16 protein-coding genes are annotated in these 16,315 nt (G+C 68.8%); 11 read left to right on the top strand and 5 right to left on the bottom strand.

Translation table 11 applies throughout. The annotated features are described in order from the left end of the window. The first annotated feature begins 2 nt into the window (after window positions 1–2). The 4 genes from O6P37_RS04180 to O6P37_RS04165 are packed head-to-tail and all read left to right on the top strand — an operon-like array spanning window position 3 to window position 3,277. The gene (locus O6P37_RS04180) at window positions 3–764 is read left to right on the top strand and encodes an SDR family oxidoreductase (protein WP_269892853.1); all 762 of its coding nucleotides are present in this window, start codon (window positions 3–5) and stop codon (window positions 762–764) included. Next, window positions 764–1,624 carry an NAD(P)-dependent oxidoreductase gene (locus O6P37_RS04175; RefSeq protein WP_269892852.1) on the top strand — a complete coding sequence of 287 codons (861 nt, stop codon included), beginning with the start codon at window positions 764–766 and terminating at the stop codon, window positions 1,622–1,624. Before O6P37_RS04180 ends, O6P37_RS04175 begins: the two co-directional genes overlap by 1 nt. 2 nt (window positions 1,625–1,626) lie before the next feature. Continuing rightward, on the top strand, window positions 1,627–2,061 hold the full coding sequence (locus tag O6P37_RS04170; protein ID WP_264013990.1) for a carboxymuconolactone decarboxylase family protein: 435 nt from the start codon (window positions 1,627–1,629) through the stop codon (window positions 2,059–2,061). Then, window positions 2,051–3,277, top strand: a complete 1,227-nt coding sequence (locus O6P37_RS04165) for a hypothetical protein (protein WP_269892851.1) — start codon at window positions 2,051–2,053, stop codon at window positions 3,275–3,277. The genes O6P37_RS04170 and O6P37_RS04165 overlap by 11 nt, the downstream gene beginning before the upstream one ends. Here the strand turns inward: O6P37_RS04165 and O6P37_RS04160 are convergent, their stop codons facing one another. Both O6P37_RS04160 and O6P37_RS04155 read right to left on the bottom strand, forming a co-directional pair. Further along, entirely contained in the window at window positions 3,278–3,874 is a 597-nt protein-coding gene (locus O6P37_RS04160) for a TetR/AcrR family transcriptional regulator (protein ID WP_269892850.1), read from the bottom strand. A gap of 27 nt (window positions 3,875–3,901) precedes the next feature. Continuing rightward, complete coding sequence (locus tag O6P37_RS04155; protein ID WP_408633110.1) at window positions 3,902–5,128, bottom strand: cytochrome P450; 1,227 nt, start codon at window positions 5,126–5,128, stop codon at window positions 3,902–3,904. A 106-nt stretch (window positions 5,129–5,234) separates the two neighbouring features. On the opposite strand from O6P37_RS04155, the gene purD reads away from it, so the two are divergent. Continuing rightward, on the top strand, window positions 5,235–6,503 hold the full coding sequence (gene purD, locus O6P37_RS04150) for a phosphoribosylamine--glycine ligase (protein WP_269892848.1): 1,269 nt from the start codon (window positions 5,235–5,237) through the stop codon (window positions 6,501–6,503). On the opposite strand, the gene O6P37_RS04145 is transcribed toward purD, so the two are convergent. Beyond that, window positions 6,500–7,405 carry an alpha/beta hydrolase gene (locus O6P37_RS04145; RefSeq protein WP_269892847.1) on the bottom strand — a complete coding sequence of 302 codons (906 nt, stop codon included), beginning with the start codon at window positions 7,403–7,405 and terminating at the stop codon, window positions 6,500–6,502. The genes purD and O6P37_RS04145 overlap by 4 nt on opposite strands. Window positions 7,406–7,502: 97 nt before the next feature. Between O6P37_RS04145 and O6P37_RS04140 the strand changes: the two genes are divergently transcribed. Further along, window positions 7,503–8,114 (top strand): TetR/AcrR family transcriptional regulator, encoded by a 612-nt coding sequence (locus tag O6P37_RS04140; protein WP_264013984.1) that lies wholly within the window; start codon window positions 7,503–7,505, stop codon window positions 8,112–8,114. Window positions 8,115–8,191: 77 nt separating this feature from the next. Beyond that, window positions 8,192–9,628 carry an APC family permease gene (locus O6P37_RS04135; protein ID WP_269892846.1) on the top strand — a complete coding sequence of 479 codons (1,437 nt, stop codon included), beginning with the start codon at window positions 8,192–8,194 and terminating at the stop codon, window positions 9,626–9,628. Here O6P37_RS04135 and relZ read toward each other — a convergent pair. Next, window positions 9,625–11,361 carry a bifunctional ribonuclease/(p)ppGpp synthase gene (gene relZ, locus O6P37_RS04130; protein WP_269892845.1) on the bottom strand — a complete coding sequence of 579 codons (1,737 nt, stop codon included), beginning with the start codon at window positions 11,359–11,361 and terminating at the stop codon, window positions 9,625–9,627. The two genes, O6P37_RS04135 and relZ, sit on opposite strands and share 4 nt — an antisense overlap. Window positions 11,362–11,401: 40 nt before the next feature. On the opposite strand from relZ, the gene purB reads away from it, so the two are divergent. Genes purB through O6P37_RS04110 form a run of 4 tightly spaced genes read left to right on the top strand, consistent with a single transcriptional unit; the run spans window position 11,402 to window position 15,425 of the window. After that, on the top strand, window positions 11,402–12,820 hold the full coding sequence (gene purB / locus O6P37_RS04125) for an adenylosuccinate lyase (protein WP_269892844.1): 1,419 nt from the start codon (window positions 11,402–11,404) through the stop codon (window positions 12,818–12,820). 50 nt (window positions 12,821–12,870) lie between these two features. After that, window positions 12,871–13,269: a hypothetical protein gene (locus tag O6P37_RS04120; RefSeq protein ID WP_269892843.1), complete on the top strand. Its 399-nt coding sequence runs from the start codon at window positions 12,871–12,873 to the stop codon at window positions 13,267–13,269. 18 nt (window positions 13,270–13,287) lie between these two features. Then, complete coding sequence (locus tag O6P37_RS04115) at window positions 13,288–14,505, top strand: cytochrome P450 (protein ID WP_269892842.1); 1,218 nt, start codon at window positions 13,288–13,290, stop codon at window positions 14,503–14,505. Beyond that, window positions 14,502–15,425: a tellurite resistance/C4-dicarboxylate transporter family protein gene (locus O6P37_RS04110; protein ID WP_269892841.1), complete on the top strand. Its 924-nt coding sequence runs from the start codon at window positions 14,502–14,504 to the stop codon at window positions 15,423–15,425. The genes O6P37_RS04115 and O6P37_RS04110 overlap by 4 nt, the downstream gene beginning before the upstream one ends. On the opposite strand, the gene O6P37_RS04105 is transcribed toward O6P37_RS04110, so the two are convergent. After that, window positions 15,400–16,260 carry a type IV toxin-antitoxin system AbiEi family antitoxin domain-containing protein gene (locus O6P37_RS04105; protein ID WP_269892840.1) on the bottom strand — a complete coding sequence of 287 codons (861 nt, stop codon included), beginning with the start codon at window positions 16,258–16,260 and terminating at the stop codon, window positions 15,400–15,402. The genes O6P37_RS04110 and O6P37_RS04105 overlap by 26 nt on opposite strands. Between the last annotated feature and the right edge of the window lie 55 nt (window positions 16,261–16,315).

The following is a 16,315-nucleotide window of genomic DNA, read 5'->3' as shown; positions in this document are numbered from 1 at the left end:
TGATGGGTTTGTACGGCGACCAGTTCAAGGAGAAGGTGGCGATCGTCACCGGTGCCGGCGGCGGCATCGGCCAGGCGTACGCCGAGGCGCTGGCACGTGAGGGCGCGGCCGTCGTCGTCGCCGACATCAACACCGAGGGTGCGGCGAAGGTGGCCGACGGCATCAAGGGCGAGGGCGGCAACGCGCTCGCGGTGCGTGTCGACGTCTCCGACCCGGACTCCGCGAAAGAGATGGCGGCGCAGGCGCTGTCGGAGTTCGGCGGGATCGACTACCTGGTGAACAACGCGGCCATCTTCGGTGGGATGAAGCTGGACTTCCTGATCACCGTCGACTGGGACTACTACAAGAAGTTCATGAGCGTGAACATGGACGGCGCGCTGGTGTGCACCCGGGCGGTGTACCGCAAGATGGCCAAGCGCGGCGGCGGCGCGATCGTCAACCAGTCGTCGACCGCGGCGTGGCTGTACTCGAACTTCTACGGCCTGGCCAAGGTCGGCATCAACGGCCTGACTCAGCAGCTGGCCACCGAACTCGGCGGGCAGAACATCCGCGTCAACGCGATCGCGCCGGGACCGATCGACACCGAGGCCAACCGCACCACCACTCCGCAGGAGATGGTCGCCGACATCGTCAAGGGAATCCCGTTGTCCCGCATGGGCGAAGTGGACGACCTGACCGGGATGTGCCTGTTCCTTCTGTCGGATCAGGCCAAGTGGGTGACGGGGCAGATCTTCAATGTCGACGGCGGACAGATCATCCGCTGATGAGTGATCCCAAGTACGGCTACATCGGCCTGGGTAACATGGGCGCGCCGATGGCCGCCCGGCTGGTCGAGTGGCCCGGCGGGCTGACCGTGTTCGACGTCCGCACCGACGCCATGACCCCTCTGGTCGAGGCCGGCGCGTCGGTGGCCGACAGCGTGGCCGACGTGGCGAGCGCCGACATCATCAGCGTCACCGTGCTCAACGACGCGCAGGTGCGCGAGGTGGTCGCCGAGCTGGCCGAGCACGCGAAGCCGGGAACCGTCATCGCGATCCACTCGACGATCAGCCCCGAGACCGCCGTCGAACTGGCCGAGCAACTCCGGCCGCAGGACATCCATATCGTCGACGCGCCGGTCAGCGGTGGCGGGGCGGCCGCGGGCAAGGGCGAGCTCGCGGTGATGGTGGGCGCCGACCGCGAGGTGTACGAACGCATCAAGCCGGCGTTCAAGCAGTTCGCCTCGATGGTGATCCACGCCGGTGCGCCCGGCGCCGGGACGCGGATGAAGCTGGCGCGCAACATGTTGACCTTCACCTCGTACGCGGCGGCATGCGAGGCGATGCGACTGGCCGAGCAGGCGGGCATCGACCTGCAGCAGCTCGGCCGGGTGGTGCGTCACACCGATGCGCTGACCAGTGGCGCCGGCGCGATCATGATGCGCGACGACATGCGCCCCCTCGATCACGACCACTTCCTCTACGAGCCGTTCCTGCATGCCCGCGGCCTGGGGGAGAAGGATCTCAGCCTCGCGCTCGCGCTGGGGGAGGCCGTCTCGGTCGACCTTCCGCTGGCGCGGGTGGCACTGGACAATCTGGCCGACGGCCTCGGCGTCCCGCACGTCGAGTCCAGCACGGAGGGGTGAGCATGGACGAACTGCGCCGCAAGGGCCTCGACAAGATGAACGAGGTCTACGGCTGGGAGATGCCGGACATGCCCGGCGAGTACTTCGCGCTGACCGCCGACCACCTGTTCGGGACGATCTGGACCCGTCCGGGACTGTCGATGCGGGACAAGCGGATCATGACGCTGACTGTGGTTACGGCCCTTGGTATCTCGGACCTTGCCGAGATACAGGCCAACGCCGCGATCGCCAACGAGGAGCTCACCGAGGACGAGCTCAAGGAGATGGCGATCTTCCTCACCCACTACCTCGGCTTCCCGCTGGGTTCGAAGCTCGACGGTGTGGTGACGAAGGTGGCCAAGCAGCGCAAGAAGTCCGCCGAGAAGGGCGAGGACAAGAAGGCCAACGTCAACGCCGCGCTGAACATGCACTCGGGAAGCAAGCTCGATGATGAGTAGGTACGCCGCGCTGTCGCGCGAAGAGCTCGCCGTGCTGGTGCCCGAGCTGCTGTTGATCGGCCAGCTCATCGACCGGTCCGGAATGGCGCACTGCATCAGCGCGTGGGGACGCGAGGAGATGTTGCAGATCGCCATCGAGGAGTGGGCGGCGTCGAGTCCGCTGTACACCAGGCGGATGCAGAAGGCGCTGGATTACGAGGGTGTCGACATCTTCACCCTCTTCAAGGGTCTGCAGCTCGACATCGGCGCACCGCCGCAGTTCATGGACTTCCGGTACGTCGTGCACGACCGGTGGCACGGCGAGTTCTACCTGAACCACTGCGGGGCACTGCTCGACGTCGAGCCGATGGGCGAGGACTACGTCCACGGGATGTGCCACGACATCGAGGACCCCACGTTCGACGCCACCGCGCTGGCCACCAACCGCAAGGCTCAGGTGCGGCCGGTTCACCGGCCGCCGAGGGCATCCGCCGATCAGCATCCGCACTGCCGATGGACGGTGATCATCGACGAGTCCTACCCTGAGGTGCCGTTCATTCCCGCGATGGACGTCGTCGCCGCCACCCACGCGCACCACACCGAGCTGGACCCGATCGACCGCGACGACGAGGGTCGGGCGGACTATTCGGGGCCGTTGCTGGCCGACGTCGACTTCGGCGCGTTCTCGCATTCCGCGCTCGTGCGGATCGCCGACGAAGTGTGCCTGCAGATGCACCTGCTCGTCTATTCGTTCAAGCTGGCGGTCGAGGCGCGGGCGAAGGACGATGCCGCGCTGGCGCGGTCGATCCGCACCAAACAGCTGATCGGTATCTCCGGGGTCGCGGCCGAACGAATCCATAGAGCGCTCAAGCTGTCCAGCGATGTCAAGGGCGCGTTGCGGGTGCTCGAGTTGCACCCGCTGCTCAATCCCGCCGCCTACGTGTGGGCTGACATCGACCCGGGATTCGTGCATGTGCGACCGTCGCCCGCCCACGAGGACGAGTCCTGGATCTCGCTGGTGTCGCCGGTCTCGGACAAGCCGCTGCAGGCGATCGCCACGGCGGTCGACCCTCATCTGCGGGCGGAGGTCTCCGGCACCGAGAGTGACTGGACGGTGCGCTTCATCGAGACCGACACTCCCTCGAAGGAGCTGGGCGAGGTCGCGGTCACCAAGTTCAGTGGCGGAGCGACGTGGGAGTTCGAGGAGCGCAAGTCGCTGCCGCTGACGGTGGTGTAGCTAGCGCGGCGCGACCGCGCCGCCCACCCAGCGGCGCAGATAGGCGCGCAGGTCCTCGCCGGTGCGGGGCGGCCGGCCCGGGTCGACGACGAACGACTGGATGATCCGCAGCAGGTGTTCGGCGAGTTCGTCGAGTTCGCGGTCGGTGTAGCCGAGACCGGTCCAGTCGACGTCGAACCGGCGCAGCATCGCGTTCGCGAATTGCTGGGCGACGTCGGAGGTCACCGACTCGCTGTGGGCGTCGGCCCGGCCCGGCGTGACGAGCAGGCCGATGTGCTTGTCCTTGGGCAGCCACTCCAGTGCGGTGGCGATCGCCTCGGCGACCGCCTCGACCGGATCGGTGATGTCCTGCAGGTGCGTCGCGAGCCGCTCGAGGAAGTCGGCGGCCGCGTGCACCGCCGCCTCGACGAGCAGCGCTTCGGTGCTGGGGAAGTACCGGTACACGGTCTGCCGCGTGACGCCCAGCGTGCGGGCGACGTCGGCGATGCTGATGTCGGCGCCGCGCTCGTCGATCGCCCTGCCCGCCGCGGCGAGGATGCGCGCGACGGCCTCCTCGTCGGACGCGGGCGCCGCGCCTGACCAGCCGTGGGTGCGCATGGGCCGATGGTACGTCAGCCGTTGCGCTCAGCCGCGATAGCTGACCTGTAGGTCCTTCACCCCGTTGATCCAGCCCGATCGCAGCCGCTGCGGCTCGGCCAGCTTCGCGATGTCCGGTATCTGGTCGGCGATCTCGTTGAAGATCAGCTTGATCTCCATGCGGGCCAGGTTCGCACCGATGCAGAAGTGTGCGCCGTTGCCGCCGAAGCCGAGGTGCGGATTCGGGTCGCGCAGGATGTCGAAGCGGAAGGGGTTGTCGAAGACGTCCTCGTCGTAGTTTGCCGAGCTGTAGAACAGGCCGGCGCGCTGCCCCTCGCGGATCGTCACGCCGCCGAGCTCGACGTCGGTGAGGGCGGTGCGCTGGAAGCAGTGCACCGGGGTGGCCCAGCGGACGATCTCGTCGACCGCGGTGTTCGGCCGTTCGCGCTTGAACAGCTCCCACTGGTCGGGGTGTTCGAAGAAGGCGTTCATGCCGTGTGTCATGGCATTTCGGGTGGTTTCGTTGCCCGCCACCGCCAGCAGGATCACGAAGAACGCGAACTCGACGTCACCGAGCGACTCGCCGTCGATGTCGGCCTCGATCAGCCGGGTGACGATGTCGTCGGCCGGGCAGCGCCTGCGCTCCTCGGCCATCGTGTAGGCGTAACCCATCAACTCGGCGTTGGCGGTCGTCGGGTCCGAGTCGAAGTCCGGATCGTCGGTGTTCATGATCGAGTTCGTCCAGTGGAAGAGCCGCTCGCGATCGGCTTCCGGTACGCCGATCAGGTCGGCGATGGCCTGCAGCGGGAGCGGCATCGCGACATCGTCAACAAAATTGCCGGAGTTTCGTTCTCTTGCGGCGCTGACGATCTCGCGGGCGGCCACCGCGAGCCGCTCCTCCAGCGCGGCGACCGACCGCGGCGTGAACAGCCGCGAGACGATCTTGCGCAGCCGGGTGTGTTCCGGGGCGTCGTGGTTGATCAGCAGCGCCTTGGTCAGGTCGAGTTGTTCGCTGGTGACCCCTTCGGGTAGCCGCATCACCGCGCCCTTGCGGTTGGTCGACCACAGATCGCCGTTGCGCGAGATCGACTTGATGTCCTCGTGCCGGCTGATCACCCAGTAGCCGCCGTCGTCGAAGATCGACTCGGCCTGCTCGTTCCACCACACCGGCGCCGTACGGCGCAGTTCGGCGAACTCGGTGACCGGGATGCCCTTGAGCAGGACGTCGGGGTCGGTGAAGTCATACCCCGGTCCGAAGGGACAGCGGCTCTCCATGGTGGTCACGGCGAATACCTCCTTGTGTGACGCGGGCCACGTTCACCACGACCATACACTCTGCTGTCAAGTGTATGCCCGGCCGGGCGCGTTAGGGTTGTCGACTGTGCACGTCCTGGTGATCGGATCCGGCGCCCGCGAACACGCCCTGCTGCTCGCGCTGCGTCGCGACCCGGAGGTCGAGACCCTGGCCGTCGCGCCCGGCAACGCCGGCACCGCGGTCATCGCCGACCAGTACGACGTCGACGTGACGTCGGGCGAGGCGGTGACGAAACTGGCGCAACGCATCGGCGCCGACCTGGTGGTGGTGGGTCCGGAAGTGCCACTGGTGCTCGGCGTGGCCGATGCGGTGCGCGCGGCAGGCATCGACTGCTTCGGGCCGACCAAGGACGCCTCCCGCATCGAGGGTTCGAAGTCGTTCGCCAAGGACGTGATGACCGCCGCCGGCGTGCGCACCGCCACGAGCGAGATCGTGGACACCCCCGCTCGCCTCGACGAGGCGCTCGACCGGTTCGGGCCGGCGGCGGGGGATCCGGCGTGGGTGGTCAAGGACGACGGACTGGCCGCGGGCAAGGGTGTGGTGGTGACGGCGGACCGCGACGCCGCGCGCGCGCACGCCGCCGGTCTGCTCGACGCAGGCCACCCGGTGCTGCTCGAGTCGTTCCTCGACGGCCCCGAGGTGTCGCTGTTCTGCGTCGTCGACGGCGAGACCGTCGTACCCCTGCTGCCCGCACAGGACTTCAAGCGCGTCGGGGACAACGACAGTGGATCCAACACCGGCGGCATGGGCGCTTACGCGCCGCTGCCGTGGCTGCCGGACGAGGTCACAACGCAGATCGTCGACGACATCGTCAAACCCGTTGCCGCGGAACTGGTCCGGCGAGGCAGCTCGTTCTCCGGGCTGCTGTACGCCGGGCTGGCCATCACGTCCCGCGGGCCGGCGGTGGTCGAGTTCAACTGCCGATTCGGCGACCCCGAGACGCAGTCGGTGCTGGCGCTGCTGGACAGCCCGCTGGGTCAGCTCCTGCGCGCCGCCGCCACCGGGCAGCTGGCCGGCTTCGGCGAACTGCGCTGGCGAGAGGGCGCGGCGGTGACGGTGGTGCTCGCGGCCGAGAACTACCCCGGCCGACCGCGGGTCGGCGACGCGATCACCGGGTCGGAGGCCGACGGCGTGCTGCATGCCGGTACGGCGCGCCGCGACGACGGCGCCGTCGTCTCGTCCGGCGGTCGGGTGCTGTCGGTGGTGGGCACCGGTGCGGACCTGTCGGCCGCCCGCGCCGCGGCCTATCGCCTGATCGAGTCGGTTCGCCTGCCCGGCAGCCACTTCCGGACCGACATCGGACTCGCCGCCGCCGAAGGCCGGATCGCGCTCTAGGCGACCAGCAGCGGTGCCATCCAGGCGATCTCGGCGGGCAATTGCGAGCTCCAGAACCCACCGTCGTGCCCGCCCGGCGAGAAGCCGCCCGCGGGCGGGCTGGGCAGCTGCGCGATGAACTGCTTGGTCGCCGCGTAGAACGGGTCGCTGTCGCCGCAGTCGATGCGGATCGGGATGTCGGCGAGCGCAGGCAGACCCCACACGCTGTTGGCGGAGTAATCCTCTGCGCCGTCGAATGCGCCGGGTGCCGCCGCCCCGGCCGAGGTCCACAGCGCGGGGCTCACCGCGCAGATCGCCGCCGTGCGCGCCGGGCCCAGGCGGGCGCCGAGCAGCAGGGCGCCGTAACCGCCCATCGACCACCCGAGGAAGCCGACCCGCGAGGTGTCGAGGCCCATAGTTCCCAGCATGGGTAACAGCTCGTCGAGCACCATGGCGCCCGAGTCCTCACCGGAAGTCCGCTTGTGCCAGTAACTCCCGCCGCCATCGACCGCCACGACGGCGAACGGCGGCAGGCCGGCGTCGACGGCCTGGGCCAGGCCCTGTTCCACGCCGCCCGCCATCACCTCGGCGGCGTCGGCGCCCTTACCGTGCAGCGCGATCACGGGTCGAAGGGACCCGGACTGCCCCGGCGGACGGGCGATCGCCCAGTTGGTCTCGACTCCGCCGCGGGCGGCCGAGACGAACGAACCGGTGACATAGGTGGGGGCCGCGGCGGGCGGCGGCTGCAGCGGGGGCGGCGGTGCCAGCGGAGCGCCCGCGCTCGTCATGGCCACCGATGGCCCACCGGCCGGCGTGGTGTCCACCGTCGCGCCGAGTGCGTAGGCGCCTGCCGCGCCGGCGGCCGCGCCCAATCCCAGGCGCAGCATCGCGCGGCGGCTGACGTCAGGCATGCGGGCCATCATGCCATCGCGGCCGGACCCGCCGGCCGGCGACCGACTTCCCTGAACAAAGCCTGATGATTGGCCGAAACCGCGATGTCGTTCCGCTGTGACTGGCAGCATGCAAGGCGTGACGGCAGCGGTCACTCCCAAGGGAGAGAGACGACGGTATGCGCTGGTCAGCGCCGCCGCGGACCTGCTGTGCGAAGGGGGCTTCGACGCGGTGCGGCACCGGGCGGTGGCGCGCCGAGCGGGCCTGCCGTTGGCGTCGACGACCTACTATTTCTCCTCCCTCGACGACCTCGTCACCAAGGCTGTGGAACACGTCGGCCTCCGGGAGGCCGACGAACTGCAGCAGCGGGTCGCCGTCCTGTCCCGGCGGCGCCGGGGCGCGGAGTCGACCGCCGAGGTGCTGGTGGATCTGCTCGTCGGCGAGTCGCCGGGCACCTTCGGCTCCGACGAACTGATCTCGCGGTACGAGCGCTACATCGCCTGCGCCCGTCAGCCCGCCCTGCGGGACGTGCAACGCCGAATCCTGCAGCAGCGCACCGACGCCGTCGTCGAAGTGGTCGAGCGGTCCGGCCGGACCGTGCGATCCGAATTCCTCACCGCGCTGGTGTGCGCCGTGGACGGGGCGGTGGTCGCGGCGCTGGTGGGCGACGGCGACGGGCCCCGTGCGACGGCGAGGGCCACCCTGGTCGACGTGATCGACGTGCTGGCCCCCATCGACTGACCTAATAATCCGGATGACGCTGCGTGGCGGTCGCCGCTGACTCATGATGGTGGGCACCAACCGTCACGGAGGAGCCCATGAGTCAGACCGAAACCGTCGAGGAGCAACCGCAGTTACGGCGCGTCATGGGCCCCGGCCTGCTGTTGCTGTTCATCGTCGGTGACATCCTCGGCACCGGCGTGTACGCGCTCACCGGTGACGTGGCCGCCGAAGTGGGTGGCGCCGCGTGGGTCCCGTTCCTCGTCGCCTTCCTCATCGCCACCGTGACCGCGTTCAGCTATCTCGAACTGGTGACCAAGTATCCGCAGGCGGCCGGCGCTGCGCTCTACGCCCACAAGGCTTTCGGCATCCAGTTCGTCACGTTCCTGGTGGCCTTCGTGGTGATGTGTTCGGGCATCACCTCGGCCTCTACCGCGTCCCGCTTCTTCGCGGCGAACCTCGACACCGTTCTCGACGACGCATTCCAGTGGAGCCTCGGCAAAGTCGGGATCGTCGTCGTCGCACTGCTTTTCATGGCCCTGATCGCCATGGTCAACCTGCGCGGTGTCGGTGAGAGCGTCAAGCTCAACGTCGTCCTGACGATCATCGAGATCACCGGCCTGCTGCTGGTCATCTTCGTCGGACTCTGGGCCTTCACCGGCGGCGGCGGAGACGTCGACTTCTCCCGGGTGGTGGCGTTCGAGACCGCACAGGACAAGAACGTGTTCCTGGCCGTCACCACTGCCACCTCGCTGGCGTTCTTCGCGATGGTGGGCTTCGAGGACTCGGTCAACATGGCCGAGGAGACCAAGGACCCGGTGAAGATCTTCCCCAAGGTGCTGCTGTCGGGGCTCGCGATCGCCGGTGTGGTCTACGTCGTCGTGGCGATCGTCGCCGTCGCGCTGGTGCCGGTCGGCGTGCTGGAGGCGAGTGACACCCCGCTGGTGGAGGTCGTCAAGGCCGGCGCGCCCGGCCTGCCGATCGAGACGATCCTGCCGTACATCTCGATGTTCGCCGTCTCGAACACCGCGCTGATCAACATGCTGATGGCGAGCAGATTGATCTACGGCATGTCCCGCCAGCACGTGCTGCCGCCGGTGCTGGGCACGGTGCATCCCCGGCGCCTCACCCCGTGGGTAGCGATCCTCTTCACCACGCTGATCGCCTTCGGCTTGATCTTCTACGTAACGGCGTTCGCCAACAGCAGCGCGATCTCGATCCTCGGCGGCACCACGTCACTGCTGCTGCTCGCGGTGTTCGCGATGGTCAACGTCGCGGTGCTGGTGTTGAGGCGCGATGTCCAAGCGGCGGGTGGGCACTTCAAGACCCCGACGGCGCTGCCGATCGTCGGCTTCTTGGCGTCGCTGTACCTGGTGCTGCCGTTCTCGGGCAGGCCCACCCAGCAGTACATTCTGGCCCTGATCCTGGTCGCCATCGGTGTCGTGCTCTTCTTCATCACCATGCTGATCAACCGTCAGCTCGGCATCCGCGACGCCGGCATCAAGGACCCGCATCTGGGGAAGCCACCCGACTAGGAGTCCGTACCGCCCGAGAGCCGCTTGAGCCGGTTCTGCAACAGCTCCACCCGGTGGGCGTTGCCGTGCAGTCGCAGATAGCGTTCCCGGAAAATCGCCAGCAGCGCATCGTCGAGTCGGCGTACCGCACCGGCCGGGTAGCGGTAACCCATCGCCTTGTCGATCGTGTCGGCGTCCACCCCGTCGAGGAGCGCGGTCAGCTCGTCGAGCGAGGTGATGCCGAGTTCGAGCAGCAACCCGGAGATCCAGCCGTAGTGGTCGGTGCGGGACCAGCCGGCCTCGGCGTACCGGTTGCCGAGGTACGTCGCCAGCACCGCGGTGGCGATCCGGGGATCGGCGGACTGGCCGGACTCCTCGGCCGCCATCTCGTCGTCGGACAGCGAGACGCGCAGTCGCTCACGGATCGCGGTGAACTCGCGGTCGGCGAGTTCGAGCAGACCGGCCGCCAGCGTGAACCGCCGGTCGAGGTCCGGAACGTGCTCGGCGGGAATCGAACCCTTGTAACGGATGTCGTGCTCGAACTCGGCCCACGCGTGTTGCAGCACCGTGCGAACCTGGATCGACGCCGGTTGCTGCTGGCCCTCCACGCCGACCAGCAGGTGCCTGCTGGCATAACCCCACCGGCCTTCCCGCGCCGTCTGCAGGCCCATGTCGCGGTCGTCGAGCAGGCGCATCTCGTCGGTGAGCAGAGTGGCGACGGCGTCGACGTCCTCGCGCAGGTATGTGATGACGCGCAGCCCGATCTGGTCGGTGATCTCGGCCAGCGGGTCGCTGAAGAGTCGCTGGCCGTCGACCTCACGTTCGGCCTTGGCGGCGAAGGATTCGACGGTCTTGGTGCGCGCGGTCACGCTCAGATAGTTGATGCCTGCGTCGTCGAGAAGCGAGGTGACCAGCCGCAGGTAGTGATCGGTGGCGGTGACCAGGCCGGGTCGGCGGGCCTCGTAGTGCGCGATGGCCGCCCGAACGACGTCCGGAATCGGTTGCGCCGCTTGTGGCGTCAGCCCTGCAGGCAGCGCGGGGGTGAGGATGTGGCCGGTGTCCGCGTCGCCGTAGACGGTGACGTCACCGGGCCTGCGCACCGAGTAGAGCCCGACGTAGGCGCACAGCACGGCGTCGACCGGATCCTCGGACCGCCGCAGTTCGCTCTTGCGGGTGGCGGACTCGACCGACTGTCGCAGGCGCTGCCAGTCGTCGTGTTCGGCAACGTGCAACGCGGGGTCGGCGTTCGCGAGTCCCTCGGTGAGTGTGATCAGCCTGAGCAGTTCCGACTGCATCTTCTCGAACTTGCGTCCGCGCTTGTCCTTGTATTTCAGGGTTCTGCCGAGGCGGAACAGCGCCACCGACGCGGCATGCGGATACACCTCCAACGCCCGGCGCCGCCCGGTGGAGAACGGGTCGAGATCTAGATTCATCGCGGCGGCCAGCCGTGCGCCGCGGGTGCCGTTCGCGAACTCCGGCTTCGCGGTGTTCGACGGGTGGGCGCCGGCCTGGAATGCCCGGTAATCGCGGTTGAGTGCCGCTTCGCACGGCCGGTTGCCCGTCGGGTTCGTCACGATCAGCGGGGCGTCGATCGCGACGACGCAGTCGCCTGCGACGTAGGGACCGATCGCCGCGAGGATGCTCCCGTCGTCCTGCGCGGCGCCGATGTGCCTCAGCCGACCTTCCGCGTCGACGACCGCGACGCCCGTCCGGTTCCGCTCACCCCAGGCGAGGTCGAGTCCGACGAAGTACATGGGGTCAGCCTGCCCTATCCGGGTCGTAAGCTGTCTGTTCGTGACGATCCCCAACGTGCTGGCCAATCGGTATGCCAGTGACGAGATGGTGGCGATCTGGTCGCCGGAGGCCAAGATCGTCGCCGAGCGACGGCTCTGGCTCGCCGTGCTGCGTGCCCAGGCGGAACTGGGCGTCGACGTGCCCGACGGCGTGGTGGCCGACTACGAGCGGGTGCTCGAGACGGTCGACCTGACGTCCATCGCGGAGCGCGAGCGGGTGCTGCGCCACGACGTGAAGGCCCGCATCGAGGAGTTCAACGCGCTCGCCGGCCACGAGCACGTGCACAAGGGCATGACCAGCCGGGACCTCACCGAGAACGTCGAGCAGTTGCAGATCCGGCGATCGCTGGAACTCGTGCACGCCCACGGTGTGGCGGTGGTGGCCCGGCTGGCCGAGCGCGCCATCAGCTATCGCGACCTGGTGATGGCGGGCCGCAGCCACAACGTCGCCGCGCAGGCCACCACGCTGGGCAAGCGATTCGCCTCGGCGGCAGAGGAGATGCTCGTCGCGCTGACGCGCCTGCGGGAGTTGATCGACCGGTATCCGTTGCGGGGCGTCAAGGGGCCGATGGGCACCGCGCAGGACATGCTCGACCTGTTCGACGGCGACACCGCCCGGCTCGCCGACCTCGAGCGGCGGGTCGCCGAGTTCCTGGGGTTCAGCGAGATCTTCACCAGCGTCGGGCAGGTCTACCCGCGCTCCCTCGACCACGACGTGATCTCCGCGCTGGTGCAGGTGGGTGCGGGCCCGTCGTCGCTGGCGCACACGATCCGGCTGATGGCGGGCCACGAACTCGTCACCGAGGGCTTCGCGCCGGGTCAGGTCGGGTCCTCGGCGATGCCGCACAAGATGAACACCCGGTCCTGCGAGCGGGTGAACGGGCTGCAGGTGGTGCTGCGCGGATACGCGTCGATGGTCGCGGAACTGGCCGGTGCCCAGTGGAACGAGGGTGACGTGTTCTGTTCGGTGGTGCGCCGGGTCGCGCTGCCGGACGCGTTCTTCGCGATCGACGGGCAGACCGAGACCTTCCTGACCGTGCTCGACGAATTCGGCGCCTACCCCGCGGTGATCCAGCGTGAGCTCGACCGGTACCTGCCGTTCCTGGCCACCACCCGCATCCTCATCGCGGCGGTGCGTGCCGGGGTGGGCCGCGAGACGGCGCACGAGGTGATCAAGGAGCATGCGGTGACGGTGGCGCTGGCGATGCGGGAGAAGGGGCAGGAACCGGATCTGCTGGACCGCCTCGCCGCCGATCCGCGGCTGCCGCTCGACCGGCCCGCGCTCGACGCCGCGCTGGCCGACAAGCAGGCCTTCACCGGCGCGGCGGGCGATCAGGTCGACCGCGTCGCCGGGGCGGTCGACGACCTCGTCGGCCGATACCCGGAGGCGGCCAAGTACACCTCGGGCGCCATTCTCTAGCCGCAGAATTGGTGCACCGGGGGGTCCGCCGGGTGGCGGAAGATGGTCCCATGACGCAGCCGCACGGTTACCCGCAGCCGCCGCATCCGGGGTACGGACAGGCGGTGTACACGCACAACGGGCGCACGCACGTCCTGCCGGGGGAGCAGCAGTACCAGGTGGGAACGGTGAGGCACACCGGCGTCGTGGTGCTGTGGTTCGCGCAGGATTCCACCTTCACCGGCAGCTACGCCCAGTGTCACGCCAAGATCGTGGCGAGTCTCCTGCACTGCCTGTTGCTCGGCTGGTGGGGCATTTTGTCGATGGTCTTCTTCAATCCGCTGGCGATCGTGCGGAATCTGCTCGCGCTCGCGGTGCTCAAGCGTGAGGCGAGAATGGTGCGGGAGTTCTGGGCCTCGCAGCCGCACCACTTCGCCCCGGGGCCGCAATATCACCCGCCACTCCGGTAGGCACGCCATCCTGTAGGCATGCGGCTCGCGGACATCGATCTCACCGATCTCGACAATTTCGCCGACGGCTTCCCGCATCACCTGTTCGCCGCGCATCGCCGCGAGGCGCCGGTCTACTGGCACGAACCCACCGAGCACACCCCTGACGGCGAGGGCTTCTGGTCGGTCGCCACCCACGCCGAAACGCTTGCGGTGCTCCGTGATCCGGTGTGCTACTCGTCGGTGACCGGTGGCGAGCGGCCCTACGGCGGCACCCTGCTGCAGGACCTGGCCGTCGCAGGCCAGGTGCTCAACATGATGGACGACCCGCGGCATGCCCTGATCCGCCGGCTGGTCAGCTCGGGGCTCACGCCGCGGATGATCCGCCTGGTCGAGGACGACCTGCGCGCACGGGCCCGCGGGTTGCTCGACGCGGTGGTGTCCGGCCGGCCCTTCGACTTCGTCGCCGACGTGGCTGCGGAACTGCCGATGCAGATGATCTGCATCCTGCTGGGAGTGCCCGAGAGCGAACGACATTGGCTGTTCGAGGCGATCGAGCCGCAGTTCGACTTCGGCCGGGCCCGCACTGCCGAGGTCGGTCAGCTGACCGCCGAGGACGCCGGGACGCGGATGTACACCTACGGAATGGAACTCATCGCCGCCAAGCGTGCCGAGCCGACCGACGACATGCTTTCCGTCGTGGCCAACGCGGCGCTCGAAGAGGGGCTCTCCGACCTCGAGCTGTACCTGTTCTTCAGCCTGCTGTTCAGCGCGGGCGCGGAGACGACCCGCAACGCGGTGGCCGGTGGCCTGCTCGCACTCGCCGAGCACCCCGCACAATTGGCGGCGCTGCGGGCCGACCCGTCGCTGCTGCCGTCGGCGGTCGAGGAGATGGTGCGCTGGACGTCGCCGTCGCCGTCGAAGCGCCGGACCGCCACTCGTGCCGTCGAACTGGGTGGATGCACGATCGAGGCCGGCCAGAAGGTGCAGGTGTGGGAGGGTTCGGCGAACCGCGACGGGGCGGCGTTCACCGACCCGGACACCTTCGACATCACCCGTAAACCCAACCCGCACCTGGGCTTCGGGTATGGGGTGCACTACTGCCTCGGAGCCAACCTGGCGCGGCTCGAGCTTCGGGTGCTGTTCGAGGAGCTGCTTCGTCGCTTCGCCGCTGTGCGGGTGGCCGAGCCCGTCGAGTGGACCCGCAGCAACCGGCACACCGGGATCCGGCACCTGGTGGTCGAGCTGAGCCCGTGAGGCCGGATGCGTTCGCGGCGGTGATGGCGACCGGGATCGTCTCGATCGCGGCGGCCGATCACGGCTACGGTGCCGTCAGCGCCGCGCTGGCGGTGCTCGCGGTGGTCGCGCTGCCGGTGCTGATGTTCCTCGCCGCGATGAGCTGGCGGCGCGACGGCTGGGATCTGCGCGAGATCGACACGGCCGTCGGGCTGTTCACCTACGTGGCGGCATGCGCGGTGCTGGCTGCCCGCTTCTCCGATCACGAGGCGGCCGTGTGGGTGCTCGGCACGCTGGCCTTGCTGGGCTGGGTGTCGCTGATGCCGATCGTCGTCAGCAGGATGTGGCGACTGCGGTGGTCCGGCCTGCGGGGCCGCGCGCACGGCGCGTGGGAACTGGTCAGCGTCGCCACCTCGGGACTGGCCATCGTGTTCGTCGCACTCGGAATCCTGTTCTGGGGTACTGCATTCTGGCTGCTCGCGCTGTGCTGGTATCTGGTGATGACATCGCTGGTCGTCTGGCGGATCGGCGCCGACCCGGCCATGCGACGCGGCGTCCCTCCCGACCACTGGATCCTGATGGGCGGGCTCGCGGTGTCGACGCTGGCCGGCGACCACCTGCACCACGCGCTGCCGCCCGGACCGTTCGCGGATGCCGTGAAACATGTGACGATCGGGACGTGGTTGCTCGCCACGCTGTGGATCGTCCCGCTGCTCTGCGTCGGGTGGCGGCGGGTGCGGGCTTGGCCAGCCGTCTTCCCGCTGGGCATGTACGCCTCGGCCACCTTCGCGATGTACCGGGAGACGGGGTGGCGATGGCTCGATGTGGTGTCGGCGATCGCGTTCTGGATCGCCCTGGCGGTCTGGCTGCTCACGGTATTGCGATTTCGGCGCGCTTTCGTTCGCTCACCGATCGTCAGCGCGCCCGAATCGCGTGATTGATCGTGGCGATCACCCGTTGTGGGTGTTCAGTCAGGTCCAGCCACGTGAAGCGCAGCACCTGCCAGCCCGCGAGCGATATCGCGTTCTGACGTACCCGATCGGCGTGGAAGTCGTCGCTGTCGGAGTGGAAGGCGAAGCCGTCGACCTCGATGGCCACTCCCGCGTTCGGGAATGCCACGTCGACACGGTATCCGGCGACCGGATGATTCGCCCTCCAGCCGATGATGCGTGCCGCCTTGAGCAGTCGGACGAGCAATCGCTCGGCTTCGGAACGGGCGCCGTCATCGGCGACCTGGAGGAGGCGACGGGCGGCCGGCGAACCGTGTCGACCCTTGTTGCGCAGATGTGCGGTCCACAGGCCGCGGAGTTCGACGTGGCGCTGCAGTGACGAGTCGAGGATCTTCGGGCCGCCGCCACGTCGTACGGCCGCTTCGACGACGGTGAGGGGTAGCGCGGTGACCTGCAGCCCACGCCGCTCGACGACGTCGACCGGTCGCAGATCGCGTCGCCGCGGTCGGACGCCGGGGCGGCTCCGGCCGTGGCTGTTTCGCGGCACGGTCACTTCGACGACCTCGGGCGCGAAGTTCGTCAGGCCGTGCCACCACGCGGCGGCCAGTCCGCTGGCCGTCGCACGCGTGCCGAGGCCCCATACCGCCGCTCGAGCGCGGGCGGCGTCGGTGAAAGGTCGGTCGTCGACGAAGTACACACCCGGTGAGCAGCGTCGCCAGTGCCCAGATCTGACCCGTCGCCGTACGGCCTGTTCGTCGAGTCCCGCCCGACCCGCCTGAGCCAGCGTGATGACGCCGTCGTGGCGGCGCAGATAGTCGTCGATCACGATCGTCAGACGGCGAGCCGCCGCGAATGGTTCTCACCTTCGCGATTTCGGCGCG

Source organism: Mycobacterium hippophais (genome assembly GCF_027529605.1).
GTDB lineage: Bacteria > Actinomycetota > Actinomycetes > Mycobacteriales > Mycobacteriaceae > Mycobacterium > Mycobacterium arseniciresistens.
This window is presented reverse-complemented; position numbering and strand designations above follow the sequence as displayed.